This is a genomic window from Campylobacter concisus (assembly GCF_902460415.1).
GTDB lineage: Bacteria > Campylobacterota > Campylobacteria > Campylobacterales > Campylobacteraceae > Campylobacter_A > Campylobacter_A concisus_Y.
Genome location: NZ_CABPTY010000001.1, coordinates 535,951 through 549,859, shown reverse-complemented (window position 1 = coordinate 549,859; position 13,909 = coordinate 535,951). Strand labels below are relative to the sequence as shown.

Here is a 13,909-nt window from a genome sequence, read left to right as displayed (position 1 = left end):
TTCTTTGCTTAAAGTAATGTTTTGGCAAGCGCGATACAGGCGTTTATATCTTGACTTTGGCTCACTATTGGCTCGGTAAATTTTAGCTCTTTTGCAGTGACCTTTCCAATGCTTATTGCTTGATAGCTCTCATCCCAGCCAAAATTACTAAGAAAATTTTTGACATTTAGCGGTGAAGCGAAGATCAAGATACTATTTTTTGGTGGTTTTAGCTCCATTTTGCAATGATTTAAGACATTTTCATAGGTGATGATCGCCTTTATATTTACTCCGCCATCTTGTAAAATTTCTAAGAAATTTGAAGCACTATCTTTACCCTTTAGATAAAGAACCTTTTTACCTTTTAAAAGTGGCAAAATTTCTCTTGCAAAGTCATCTCCGTGAGCGTTCTTTCCGGTATAAATTTCACTAAATCCAAACTCTCTTGCGGCTGCCGCACAACTATTTGCGATGGCAAAGACTGGTAAATTTATAGGCGAAATGCCATTAAATTTTAATGCATTAAAAGCATTTTTAGAAGTGGCTACCAGTACGTCATAGTCACTTAAATTTAGTTCAAATTTCAAAAACTCGATCTTGCTAACACTTAAATTTATAACGCTCTCATCAGTCGTTTTTGTATTTGAAATAAGATAAATTTTACGCAACTCTTTTTAACCTTAAAAAAGACATCAAAGCAAGTAATGTGCAGGCTAAAATAACAATAGAAGTCGAATAAAATATATCACCAAGCCCAACTAACGGAGAGACTACGCCGCCTAAGAAAAATGGGCAAAATCCAAGTATCGCTGAGGCTGAGCCAGCATATTCTCTGCCTTCGTTCATAGCTAGCGATGAAGCAGTTGGCAAGACAAATCCTGTAAAAAGAAGCAATAAGAAAAATGCGATGATGACGCCGATCACTTCAAATTTAAAACAAAGCATGAAAGCAATAAAAATGCTAGCAAACAAAGTGCCAAAAAGCCCAGTTTTGAGTGCTTTTCTCTCATTTAAAAGACTAGCAAGCCTTGCTCCTATAACAAGCCCTAAACCATTTGAAGCAAAGCAAAAGCTATAGCTTACTGGACTTAGAGAATAAAATTCTTGAAAAATAAACGAAGATGACGCTATATAGGCAAACATTGCACCCATCGCAAATGTCTGAATGCTTACGAAAAGCATAAATTTTTTCTTTCTTAAAATTTTGCCAAAAACACTATAAGTCACTAGCAAAGGCATTTTTAAGCGATTTGACTGACTCAAGCTCTCTTTGAAATAAAAATTTGCGATAAAAAGCAAAATACCAATGATGGTTAGCGCCATAAAGATGCCGCGCCAGTCGGTAAATTTAAGCAGCAAACTACCGCCAATTGGTGAAAGTATCGGGGCTAGACCATTTACAACCATCATAAGACTAAAAAATTTAGTCATCTCGTGACCCTTATAAAGGTCGCTCACAACGGCTCTTGAGATGACTAAGCTGCCGGCACTTGCAAGCCCTTGAATAATTCGCATAAAGATAAAAAACTGGATATTTTGTGCAAAAAATATAAAAATAGTGCTTATAGTATAGACGATGAGCGAGATGGTAAGGGGTAGTTTTCGGCCAAATTTATCACTTATTGGGCCAACTATGAGCTGACCTATGGCTAAGCCTGCCATCGATGTCGTGATCGTTAATTGTGTAGCTGTAACGCTTGTTTTAAACCACTCAGTAATAGCCGGAAGTGCTGGCAAATAAAGGTCTGTAACAAATGGTCCAAAGGCAGAGAGAGCACCTAAAAATAGCAACAAAAATAGTTTGGAATTTTCTTTTTTCATAGTTTTTCTTTTTTTGGAGCGATTATATTATGGTTTTACTTTTTGCTTTATTAAGTATAAATTTACTATTGTTATTATAAAGAAGAAGCCCTAAAAATAGGGCTTAGTATTACATTTTGTCTTTGGTTACGATTAAGAGCATTTTAAATTTATCTTTTATCTTTAGTCCGTGTGGTATTTTGCCTGGAAGCACGATGGTATCACCTTTTTTGATATCAAAATGTTCATCACCAATAGTTAGCTTCATCTCGCCATCAAGTGCGATAAGCAGTGCATCGCCTGGAGCTGCGTGAGTTGAGAGCTCTTGGTCTGTATCAAAACTAAGTAATGACATTGAGCCGTTTTCGTTCTTTACAAGCGTTTTGCTCACGATTTTGCCTTTTTCGTATTCGACTGCATCAACTAAGCTAAAAATAGCTGCCTTAGGTAAATGATCTATCATTAAATCCTCCTTAAAATCAATTGAAATATATTTCGTTGGTTCGTTAAAAACTAGCTTGCGCCACACTTTTTTCTCTATCAGGCAAGCTTGCTCATTGCCTATATGCATCTGCTTTTCGCCATAGTATAGGCTAGCACCGCCCTCTACAACCCATGCAAGGCTGTCGCAAAACAGCATCTCATGATCTAGTTCCTCACCCGTATCAAAAGCAAATACATCGACATGAGCATTCTCGCAATCAAAAATTCTCTTGCTAACGACGCTTTTAGAAACAACTTTCGTGTCAGTGTTTAGATTGTAAATTTTACTCATTTTTCTTCCTTTCGTAAATTTACACGTCATTGTAGTGAAAATTTTTGGATGATTTATTGATAAGGATTATCTATTTTTGTCAAAATTAAATCCTCACTTCAAATGACCCAAGTGAAAATCTATTGCAACACTCTCTACTGCTCCATTTGGAAACAAAAAACTTAAAGTTTCATAATCAAATTTTGGATTCAATCTGTGTATTAATCTGTGATGATTTGGGCATAGAATTATTATATTATTTGCATCATTATTTTGTGTTATAGAGAAATATTCTATATGATGAGCTTCGGAAATGTCAATTAAATCAGATGGTACCTTATTGCAAATCTGGCATTTACCTTTATATAAAAGTTTTAGGCTGGTTATTATATTCCAATTATAAAACCTTACAGCCGTCAGTCCTTCTTTTAGCTTAATTACAGAAGCATTATCTTTAAAATTTATAATATTTTCTACATCGGTTTCAGAATCGCATAAAACATCACATTGTTCTACAACGACTGTTTCTAAATTTGTTTCATATTTTAAAAAAGATTTTACAAGTTGAGTTAATTCAGTATATGAAAATCCCTTTAAATACTCTGCGATATTAATAACTTCTTTGGCAGGTGGTCTATTTTTCCAACCCCTACGGTGACTTGAACTATCAGGCAAAGCATCAAATTCATCTCTTCTTAATTTTATATAATTTTTATTTCTACCAAAAAGTAAAGAAATTTCTTCAAAAGCCTGAGTTGCACTCTTAAACCCCAAATCATTAATTGCTCGTGAGTCATATTCAGACAAGTAATAGGCTATTATGGATAAAATTTTACTATTTTCTTTCATAACCATAACTACCACTAAACCAGCAAGAAGCAACCTATAAAACTATAGATTGCTTAATATGCACTATTCCCACTCGATAGTTGCAGGTGGCTTGCTTGAGATATCGTAAACTACGCGGTTTATGCCATTCACCTCGTTTATAATGCGGCGGCTTACATTTTCAAGTAGATCATAAGGGAGCCTTGAAAAGCTAGCAGTCATACCATCGCTCGCATCAACCACACGCACGCAAACAGCGTTTTCATAAGTGCGGTTATCACCCATAACGCCAACAGAATTTACATTTAAAAGCACGCAGAACGCCTGCCAAGTTTTGTTATACCAGCCAGTACTTTTTAGCTCATCACGCAAGATCACATCGGCTTTGCGAAGTAGTTCTAGGCTTGGTTTATTTACTTCACCCATGATGCGAATAGCAAGGCCCGGTCCTGGGAAAGGATGGCGGAATACTAAATCACGGCTTAGTCCAAGCTCAAGACCTAGCTTTCTAACCTCGTCTTTAAAAATTTCTCTTAGCGGCTCTATTAGCTCAAATGTCATCCAATCAGGCAAACCCCCAACATTGTGGTGGCTCTTTATCGTCTTACTTGAGCCAACTACTGAGCTTTCGATGATATCAGTATAAAGAGTGCCTTGAGCTAGAAATTTCACATCACCATGCTTCTTAGCCTCTTGCTCAAAAATTTCTATAAAGGTTTCACCTATGATCTTGCGTTTTTTCTCAGGATCTACTATACCAGCTAAGCGGCCAAGGAAGGTCTCACTCGCGTCTATGCTAACTAGCTCAACACCAAGCTTTGTTCTAAATGTAGCTTCGACTTGCTCTTTTTCGTTTGTTCTAAGAAGTCCGTTATCAACAAAGACAAGGATCAAATTTTCAGGCACAGCAGCTGCTAAAAGCGCCGCAGTCACGGAGCTGTCCACACCACCGCTAACTGCACAAAGTACCTTGTGGGTGCCTACTATTTTTCTTATCTCTTCTATCTTATTTTTAGCGAAGCTTCCCATATTCCATGTACTCTCGCAGCCGCAGATATATTTAGCGAAATTCTTTAGAATTTGCGTGCCGTATTCGCTGTGCTGCACCTCTGCATGAAACTGGATCGCATAAAATTTTCGTTTATCATCACCAAAAGCACAATAAGGCGAATTCTCACTAACAGCGATCACCTCAAAGCCCTCTGGCAAGTCCTTTACATAGTCACTATGACTCATCCATACGATTTGTTTTGAAGGTGTATCTTTAAATAGCTCATGCTCTTTAATAACGCTAAGCTCAGCCTTACCATACTCTTTTTGATCAGCCGCTAAAACCTCAGCCCCATGTGTGTGAGCAAGTAGCTGCATGCCGTAGCAAACGCCAAGTATAGGGATATTTAACTCAAAGACGCCGTTATCGCAAAAATAAGCATCTTTAGCATAAACGCTAGCTGGACCGCCACTTAAAATGATACCTTTTGGCTCTTTCGCCTTTATCTCACTAAGCTTTGCATTAAATGGCAAAATTTCAGTGTAGACGCCCTCTTCTCTTAGCCTTCTGGCTATTAGCTGAGTGTATTGCGAACCAAAATCCAAAACTATAATCGTATTGTTCATTTATAACCTTTTAAAAATAGATATGAAAAATTTCAAACTGCACATACCAAACAATGATCGATACGATATATCCTAGAACCACCATCCAAGCGTATTTCATATGTGCACCAAAGGTATAAATTCCTTTTAATTTACCCATTACTCCAACACCAGCTGCTGAACCAAAGCTGATCATCGAACCGCCGATACCAGCAGTTAGTGTCACTAGTAGCCACTGACTCATTGCCTCACCTGCATCAGCTCCCATTGCTGGATTTGCTTTTAAAACAGCTGACATAACTGGAACGTTATCAACGATCGCTGAAAGGAAACCAACGCCGATATTTACAGCAGTTGAGCCAAATTTATCATAAAGTGATACAGCGTAATTTAAAAATCCAGCAAAATGAAGAGCGCCAACTGCAGCTAAAATTCCGAAGAAGAAAAATAGTGTGTTGTTTTCGATCTTTGACATATAGTGAAATACATGCATTGGCTCTTCATTTTTATGAGCTTTTTTGAAATAGTAAGTATAAAGACTAAGTAGTGAGAAACCAAACATCATTCCCCACATCGCTGGCAAGTGGAAAAGCTGATGCATCATAACTGCACAAAAGATAGTAAATGCACCTATAAAAATAACCGCTTTACCGCCTTTTTTCATAACCACTTTTGGCTCGTTTGCCACATCAAAATGTGGTGCAGTACTTGGCACCACGCGAGAAAGTAAAAATGCCGTTACAAACCAACCTGCGATAGATGCTGGAAAAAGTGCGAAAAAGTCGACAAATGGTGCTTTCCCAGCAGCCCAAGCCATAAGCGTAGTGATATCGCCAAATGGACTCCATGCTCCACCTGCGTTTGCTGCTACGACGATGTTTATTGCGCCAGCTACTAGGAAATTTGTATTATTTCTATCTATCGTTAGAAGAACGGTTGAAAGTATAAGCGCTGTTGTCAGGTTATCAGCTACTGGGCTTATGAAAAATGCCAAAATACCAGTTAGCCAAAATAGCTTTCTATAAGTATAGCCTTTTGATACTAGATTATATTTAAGTGCATTAAATACGTCTCTTTCGATAAGTGCTTCGATAAAAGTCATCGCCACCATCAAGAAAAATACGATCTGAGCGATCTCTAAAATCAGGTGATTTACCTCATGTTCAAGCGAATGCACATCCATGCCATTTATAAGCATATAAACACCGATAAGCAGGAACATAAATGTACCGATAAAAATAGCAGGTTTTGCTTTGTCGATATGGAAATTTTCTTCTGCTGCTATGAAAAAATATCCAACAACAAAAATGATAAGCGATAAAATTCCTGCCCATGTAGTAGTTAAGTCAATAGCTGCGGTTTCTCCATCAGCACCAAAAGCCATCGCGAAAAACAAGCCTAGAAGTCCAAAAAACCTCATTATACTCTCCTTGTAGAATAAAAAATCTTGGTATATTACTTAAATGAGCCTAAAAATTAGGTTAGTTAAAATTATTAAGCTTATATTACATTTTTATTTAAATACGAAAATTTTACTAGATTTTGTTTATCTTGTCAGTTTTCTTTTCTTTTACGGGGGCATTTCCATAAAATGGATCATCTTTGTAACCACAACCGCTAAATGCAAAAAGAGTAAAAATTAAAATAAAAAATGATAAGATAAGCCCATGAAAAACGCTAAATTTTTGATAAATACTATTCACGAAAATCCTTTGTATAAAGAAAAATTAAGCATGGCAAATGAGTGCCAACAGCTTTTAGAGCTTATGGGGAAAGCAAAACGATTTTATATAGCTTTTTGCTACGTTAGAGAAGGTGTTTTGACCTTTGTTCTTACTCATCCCACTGGGCTTTTGGAGCTTAGGCGTGATAGTAGTATAAATGATATAAAAAGGTTATTAAAAACCTTTTGCAAATTTAATAAAAATAGCGTTTTTAACAGCATTCTTACTCCAAAACCTATTAACGAAATCAACTATACAAAAAATAAGAAAGAAGAAAATATAAGATTTGTCGTGAGCAAGTTTTTAAAATTTTTCACACCACAACCTACGCAAAGGTCAAATTTCATAATACCAGCAAGCAAGGGTGAGTTTAAAAATTTAGCAAAAGACGAGCAAATACACCAAAAATTTGAAGAGCTAAGAGAAATTTTGCTCAAGAAAAATGAGCAGGCAAGATGCTAATAGACGAGATAAGAACGCTTCCAAACGAGCCTGGCGTATATCAGTATTTTGACGCGCAAAATAGACTCTTATACGTTGGCAAGGCCAAAATTTTAAAAAATAGGGTCAAAAGCTACTTTAAATTTACCCCAAGCCTAGCTCCGGCTGAAAAACTAAGCCCAAGAATTTCTAAGATGATAAGCGAGGCTGTGCATCTTGAATACATCGTCACTCCAAGCGAAGCAGACGCGCTCATACTTGAAAATTCTTTCATCAAGCAGCTTAAGCCAAAATACAACATCTTGCTTCGTGACGACAAGACCTACCCTTATATTTTTATAAATTTAAATGATGATTTTCCAAGATTTGAGATCACTAGAAAAGTGGTAAAAGGCTCTAATATCCGCTATTTTGGGCCATATTTTAGTGGAGCTAGCGAGCTACTTGAGGCACTTTATCTAAATTTTAATCTTGTTCAGAAAAAATCCTGCATTAAAGGCAAAAAAGCCTGCCTTTTTTATCAGCTAAAACGCTGCTATGCCCCGTGTGAAGGCAAAATTTCAAAAGAGAACTACGCTAAGATCGTAAGTGAGACTATCATGGCCTTACAAAATCCAAATTTACTTATAACTCGCCTTGAAGAGCTCATGCTAAACTACGCCAAGGCCGAAGACTACGAGCAAGCAGCCGCAACTAGAGATAAGATACAAACACTTAAAAATATGCAAACAAAGGTTGAAGTTGATCTTGCTAAACTTGAGGACTTTGAGGCCTACTCGGTCGCTTGCGTGCACGATATGATCTGTGCGGTGAGATTTAGCGTGCAAAGTGGCAAGATAACTGGCGTAAAAACTGACATCACGCAGGCCAAAAACGCCCAAAAAGACGAGATAAACGAAGCTTATAAGCAGGCTATTTTAAAAAGCTTCATAGCTGGTCAGCCTATAATTAGCACCAAAATTTATGTGCATGAGAGTTTTGAAGATAGCGAGCTGGTGGAGGAAATTTTAAACGAGAGATTTGGGCGTAAATTTAGCATCACTTGCCCTAAAATTGGCGATAAGCGTAAAATTTGTGAGATCGCTACAAAAAACGCTGAAGTTAGCATCGAAAAATATCTAAAAACGCACGATAACGAGCTACTAAACGAGATAAAAGAGTACTTTGACCTAGCTCACACGCCTTACGTGGTCGAGGCTTACGACAACTCACACCTTTTTGGCGAGGCAAGTGTCGGAGCGATGGTGCGCTATGAGCATGGCGAGTGGGCAAAGCAAAACTACCGCCATATGCACCTAAGCTCTAAAAACGACTACGATCAGATGAAAGAGAGTTTGACAGCCAGAGCACTTAGATTTGACAAGCTTAGCCCACCTGATCTTTGGGTTATTGACGGAGGCGAAGTGCTTTTAAACTTAGCCTGTGAAATTTTAGCAAGTAGCGGTGCAAACGTAGATGTAATCGCTATCTCAAAAGAAAAAATCGATGCTAAAGCTCACCGCGCAAAAAGCGAGGCAAAGGATAAAATTTACACAAAAAATGGTAGCTTTAGCCTAAGTACGAGCGATAAAAAGCTGCAGTTTTTTCAAAAAATGCGTGATGAAAGCCATAGATTCGTCATCAGCTTTCACAGAAAAACAAGACAGAAAAACGATATGCAAAGATCAATTCTAAAGCAAGCTGGCGTATCTGAAGGAAGTATCGCGAAATTAATCAGCTTTTACGGAAGTTTTGATAAAATCAGCGAAGCGAATTTAGACGAAGTGGCAAAAATAACAAATAAAAGCGTAGCAGAAAAGCTTGCAGTGCTCAAAGAAGGAAATTTGAAGTGATAATATATGATGAAAATTTAAAAATATCTGCGATAACGCAAGATTCACTTGAGCTATTGGGTTTTGATAGTTTGGATGACTTTTTGTTGCAATACAAAGATATAAGCGAGCTAGTCATAACAAGCCAGGAAAGTACAAACTACAGCTTCTTGGAATTTTTACAAAATACGAAAGATAATGGTGCTAGAGTAAATTTAAAAAGAAAAGATAGTGGTGCGATCTTACTAGAAGCGAGATTGCAAAATGCTATTTTAAAAAATGGCGAAAAATTTTTTATCGTACTTTTAGAGAAGCAAGACATAATAAACAACCAAAACCTAATAGCAGCAGTAAAAGTAAAACCTACATTAAGACTGCCTGTTTTTAAACTAAACGCATGGTATCTTTTTGACACACAGACACAATCACTTATCGATGATTCCTGGTTTGAAACATCGCTTAAAATACTAAATTTAAATAAAAAAGATTTTGCGTCCTACTTAAATATCTTTTTGCATAACGCAAGAGAAATTCTTATCCAAATCCAATCAGCCATAATCGCAAAAGACGAGATAATGCTCAAAAAATATGTAAATGAGATAAGAGAAGCTGCATTAAATTTAAAGCTTAATAACCTTGCAAATGAGCTTAACGCTTTTTTAAATAACAATCAAAATGGAAAAATGAAAGAGATGTCTCTTTTTACCAAAAGACTAATTGAGATAGAAAATATCGTCAAAAAACATAGCAAAAAGAATATCCATGAAAAATAATAAATTTTATATATTGTTAGCGCCAATAATAATTTCAGCGATCTTTTGCGCATATAGCGGAAATGAAAGCTATAAAAAATTTACAGATCTAAAAGATCTAAATGAAAAACTATATAAACAATCCTTAGTATTTCAAACTATAAAATCTGTAATACAAGAGCACGATACACTAATAGGCAAAAGCCAAGAAGATATAAAAAAGTTGCGGGATAGCACCTTAAAAAATACACAAAAATTTATAAATTCTATAAGAAAAGACGATCGCATCGAGATACGAAATGTAAATAAATTAAAAGAATTGCTAGCAAATCTAAACAAAAATGATAAATTTGATGAACTATTTTACGAATTTTTCCAAAATATAAATGGAGAAATAGATAGCGATTTTAAACAAGATTTAGACCGAGACTTTCCGCTTATAATAAAAGCTTATGCCGCAACTTTAAGTAAAATTTACAATCAACTCTCTTTAGCAAACAACACCAAATACTACGTAAAAAATATCTTTATAAATGGCCCTTTATTTTCAATAAACAATGATGTAAGAGAAAATATATATTCCGTAAGAGACAACACACCAAATCTTGATATGCTTCCAAAAAGTGAGCTAAAAGAGAATATTTATAAAGACTTTAACCAGTTTGAAGCCAACTATCAAGCTAAAAAAATAAGAGAAGTTAAAGCCAAGATCGCATTTTCTGAGAAGCTAAATATCGAAGATATAATCCTAATAAAACAGTATGAAGATGATAAATTTATACTTTTATTAGATAGTGCCATAAACATAAAAAATGAGCTACTAGAACTTACTAAGAGCGAGAAAATAAGCTTTGGCATAAAGACCTTTTTTGAGTTTTTGCTTTGTGGCTTGCTCATTTTATCTTTGCTTAGTATTTCTGCTAGATTGAAATTTTTAAAAGTGCTTATCGATAAGTCAAAATACATATCGAGTTATATCCTATTATCAAAAGAGACAAGTGCAGATAATGCGATATCAAAGCTCATAAAAGCTTTTGAAGATCTAAAAGAAACCTATATAAAAGATAGCAGCTTTTTTCAGATAAAAGATAGATATATTTTATCAGTGAGCAAGAAACTAGAGTCCATTAATAAAGAAATTTTTACATCGACTGCGGCTTTAAAAATAGAAACAAATAATAGCAAAAAGCAAGTATTTATAGACACGATAGAAAAAAATGCAAATATCATGACTTCGCTTTATAACAATGCTAAAAATATCTCAAATGTTAAAAAATATAGCGAATGCAATAAAACCGAGATATTTGATCCTCAAAAAAGCTTTGAAGAAATTTTGCAAGCAAATATCGTCTATTCGCAAAGCAAAAAGATAAATTTTATAAGCTACCTTGATCCAAGCCTTACAAATGAACTAGAAGGAAATCTAAATTCATTAAAAACCGCATTTAACTCTATCTTTTTGGCATCTTTATCAATGTCTATAAGACATCAAAATATTATCATCGCTATCAAAAAAGTTCAAAAAGAGTTTGATAGAAGCGGACTTTGTTCTGTAAGCTTTAGCATAAAAAATAGCTCAGCTGCCATGAGTGAAAAGCAAATTTCAGATATATTTTTAGATGATGAGAATAGCTTAAATAATGATGAGAGCGAGTTTTATCTAAAAATCGCTCAAATTTATTTAAAAAATTTAGAAAGCAAGCTGGAGATTAACTCGTTTCCAAGTATCGGAAATGAGTTTAAATTTGTAGTCATTTTTAAAACAACATCAAACTATAAAGACTTTGATATAAAATGCAATCACAAATTAGCATTCTTGCAAGATGTAAATGTCGCTTACAACGAAGCTTTTGAGCAGACTACAAAAGATCTTGGGCTCAAAGTGGATATGCTAACAAGCACTAGTCCATCTATTACAAAAAATTATGATGCTATATTTTTAAGAAACACCAATAAGCAAGGTCAAGATATTAAAAATCCGCTCATTTTAAAAGATCCGCTAACTCCATTAAGCATCACAAGGCTACTTTGCTTAGGCGAAGCTGATATTATGAATAAAAATTTAAACGATAAACCAAAAATTTTAATCTGCGATACTAACGAAATTTACATAGATATAACAGCAAGTGGTTTTAGTAAATTTAACTGCGAAGTTGTGGGAGTTTGTAATAAAAAAGATCTAAAACAAGCCATAAAGCAAGGCGATTTTGACCTTATATTTGTTGGCTCGAAATTTTTCGAAGCTGAAAAAAATAGCCTTCAAAAAAATATTGATCTTATAAAAGCAGCCATACAAAATGCGAAAATTCCAATTATACTAATGCTTTCAAATACTTCAAATATAGATGGAGAGAGCGTCAAAGAATACTTCAATGCCTATATAAAAACGCCAATAAATAGCGACGAACTGGCTCAAATTTTTAGAAAATTTTTGCCAAATTTTGGCGAGATTGCAATAGACGAAAGCTATCTAGCAAAAAGTGAAAATATTATTTTATTTAAGAAATCGCCAATGGAAAATAAAATATTTAGCTCAGCTTTAGGAGAATTTTACAACACACTTGAAACCACAAATAGCTTTGATGAGCTATTAACAAAGATAAAAACCAAAACTTATGGCATCGTTCTTATAGATGAAAATGTAAAAGACTTCAACTACGAAGAGCTAACAAGAGTTGTTGATAAGATAAGGCAAAGCAAAAAGGTTGATACAAGAGTGCTGATATTTGGCGCACAAGAAAGAAGTGAATTTCCTTTTGTAAAAGTGCTAGCTAAAAATATCACAAAAGCAGAGCTTTCAGCTACCGTAAGGGAACAAATCGATTCTATGGGCACTAGCTACGCTAAAAGCTCTTATGAATTTATTAAGTTTAACGCCTAAAACTCTTTTGCGTTATTTTTAAATACATTTAGCACGCTTGCTCGCTTATGGCAAATTTCAGCGTATTCTCTTTCGCTCTTTGAGTCATAAACTATACCAGCTCCAGCCCCCACAAATACATCACTAAAGCCATTTTCTTCTGACACAAAGATGGCTGAGCGAATAAGAATAGCAACCTGAGCATCACCATTAAAATGTAAAAATCCAATGCCACCGCCATAGATATTTCGCTCAGAAATTTCAAGCTCATTGATTATCTGCATAGCTCTTATTTTTGGGGCTCCGCTTAGTGTGCCAGCTGGGAAAATACTAGCTAAGACGTCAAAAAGATCAAGCCCTTTGGCGCACTTGCCATAGACATCACTTACGATATGAATTACTTTTTCATACTTTTGGATATGCATTGCATTTTTTACAAATACACTTTTTGGTTCTGAAACCCTGCCGATGTCGTTTCTGGCAAGATCGATTAGCATTTTATGTTCAGCCAGCTCCTTTTCGTCACTTAAAAGCTCATTTTCAAGTGCTACATCTGCATTTGCATCAATTCCTCTAGGCCTTGTGCCTGCGATCGGAGCTACAAAAATTTGCTCACTTTTCATCTCAAAAACAAGCTCTGGCGAAGAACCAACCACATCGCCATAAGGTGTAGGAAAATGAAACATATATGGGCTTGGATTTGTAAGTGAGAGCTTTTTATAAAATTCCAAACTACTCATATTCGTTGAAATTTCAAGCAACTCACCAAGCACCACCTGAAAGACATCGCCGCTTCTTATATACTCTTTTGCTAATTCAACCATATCCTCAAAGTGTTTCTTTTCTTTACCAAGATCAGTTTTTATACTAAATTTACTCTGCTCTTTGCTTTTGCATTCAACTTTTGCATCAAGCAAAAACTCATAATATTTATTCTTATCTCCATAAAATGTATAAATTTTACTCATCTTGTCAAAGTATAGATAGGCCTTCGCATCGGCATAGATAAATTTTGGAAATTCATACTTTTTAGCTTTCTCTTCTCCGATATATTCAAAATATCTCACACCATCATAAGCAAAAACACCAAATAGACCTGTAAATGGAGCTAAAGATTTATTACGATTTGTATCAAAATAACTTCTAAGCCCATAAAAATCCATATCCTTTTCATCGATATAATCACAATCAATGCCTATAATCGTTTGCGTCTTATCTTCGGCCAAGTAGCTATTTTTAAATTTTTCTCTAATCACTTCATAATAAAACAGTGGTTGTTCTAAGAGCATTTTTTTCCTTTAAATTTTTGATGATTATAAAAAAAGTTCGCTTTTAGTTTTTAAAATTTTTATCAAATTTCTAAA

At 35.1% G+C, this 13,909-nt stretch carries 12 protein-coding genes; 4 read left to right on the top strand and 8 right to left on the bottom strand.

The features are described from left to right. Nucleotides 1-8: 8 nt before the first annotated feature. The 7 genes from FZ940_RS02620 to FZ940_RS09415 all read right to left on the bottom strand — a co-directional run bounded on the left by FZ940_RS02620 (nucleotide 9) and on the right by FZ940_RS09415 (nucleotide 6,660). The gene (locus tag FZ940_RS02620; protein ID WP_148821388.1) at nucleotides 9-647 is read right to left on the bottom strand and encodes a uroporphyrinogen-III synthase; all 639 of its coding nucleotides are present in this window, start codon (nucleotides 645-647) and stop codon (nucleotides 9-11) included. Then, nucleotides 640-1,800, bottom strand: a complete 1,161-nt coding sequence (locus FZ940_RS02615; RefSeq protein ID WP_107812227.1) for a multidrug effflux MFS transporter — start codon at nucleotides 1,798-1,800, stop codon at nucleotides 640-642. Before FZ940_RS02615 ends, FZ940_RS02620 begins: the two co-directional genes overlap by 8 nt. A 109-nt stretch (nucleotides 1,801-1,909) precedes the next feature. Then, nucleotides 1,910-2,554, bottom strand: coding sequence for a cupin domain-containing protein (locus tag FZ940_RS02610; RefSeq protein ID WP_148821387.1), 645 nt, complete (start codon nucleotides 2,552-2,554; stop codon nucleotides 1,910-1,912). 93 nt (nucleotides 2,555-2,647) lie between these two features. Beyond that, a complete protein-coding gene (locus tag FZ940_RS02605) occupies nucleotides 2,648-3,382 on the bottom strand; it encodes an HNH endonuclease signature motif containing protein (protein ID WP_148821386.1) in 735 nt (244 codons plus the stop codon). Between the two features lie 63 nt (nucleotides 3,383-3,445). Next, a complete protein-coding gene (gene guaA / locus FZ940_RS02600) occupies nucleotides 3,446-4,978 on the bottom strand; it encodes a glutamine-hydrolyzing GMP synthase (RefSeq protein ID WP_148821385.1) in 1,533 nt (510 codons plus the stop codon). Between the two features lie 10 nt (nucleotides 4,979-4,988). Beyond that, nucleotides 4,989-6,377 carry a sodium:proton antiporter NhaD gene (gene nhaD / locus FZ940_RS02595; protein WP_087579090.1) on the bottom strand — a complete coding sequence of 463 codons (1,389 nt, stop codon included), beginning with the start codon at nucleotides 6,375-6,377 and terminating at the stop codon, nucleotides 4,989-4,991. A gap of 115 nt (nucleotides 6,378-6,492) precedes the next feature. Next, entirely contained in the window at nucleotides 6,493-6,660 is a 168-nt protein-coding gene (locus FZ940_RS09415) for a hypothetical protein (protein ID WP_167496277.1), read from the bottom strand. A gap of 30 nt (nucleotides 6,661-6,690) precedes the next feature. Here FZ940_RS09415 and FZ940_RS02590 point away from each other — a divergent pair, with 30 nt between their 5' ends. Genes FZ940_RS02590 through FZ940_RS02575 form a run of 4 tightly spaced genes read left to right on the top strand, consistent with a single transcriptional unit; the run spans nucleotide 6,691 to nucleotide 12,566 of the window. Next, the gene (locus FZ940_RS02590) at nucleotides 6,691-7,143 is read left to right on the top strand and encodes a hypothetical protein (RefSeq protein WP_148821384.1); all 453 of its coding nucleotides are present in this window, start codon (nucleotides 6,691-6,693) and stop codon (nucleotides 7,141-7,143) included. Continuing rightward, nucleotides 7,137-8,954 carry an excinuclease ABC subunit UvrC gene (gene uvrC, locus FZ940_RS02585; protein ID WP_148821383.1) on the top strand — a complete coding sequence of 606 codons (1,818 nt, stop codon included), beginning with the start codon at nucleotides 7,137-7,139 and terminating at the stop codon, nucleotides 8,952-8,954. Before FZ940_RS02590 ends, uvrC begins: the two co-directional genes overlap by 7 nt. Beyond that, complete coding sequence (locus tag FZ940_RS02580) at nucleotides 8,951-9,706, top strand: hypothetical protein (protein ID WP_148821382.1); 756 nt, start codon at nucleotides 8,951-8,953, stop codon at nucleotides 9,704-9,706. Before uvrC ends, FZ940_RS02580 begins: the two co-directional genes overlap by 4 nt. Next, a complete protein-coding gene (locus tag FZ940_RS02575) occupies nucleotides 9,696-12,566 on the top strand; it encodes a response regulator (protein ID WP_148821381.1) in 2,871 nt (956 codons plus the stop codon). The genes FZ940_RS02580 and FZ940_RS02575 overlap by 11 nt, the downstream gene beginning before the upstream one ends. Here the strand turns inward: FZ940_RS02575 and FZ940_RS02570 are convergent. Beyond that, nucleotides 12,563-13,834: an anthranilate synthase component I family protein gene (locus FZ940_RS02570; RefSeq protein ID WP_148821380.1), complete on the bottom strand. Its 1,272-nt coding sequence runs from the start codon at nucleotides 13,832-13,834 to the stop codon at nucleotides 12,563-12,565. The two genes, FZ940_RS02575 and FZ940_RS02570, sit on opposite strands and share 4 nt — an antisense overlap. Between the last annotated feature and the right edge of the window lie 75 nt (nucleotides 13,835-13,909).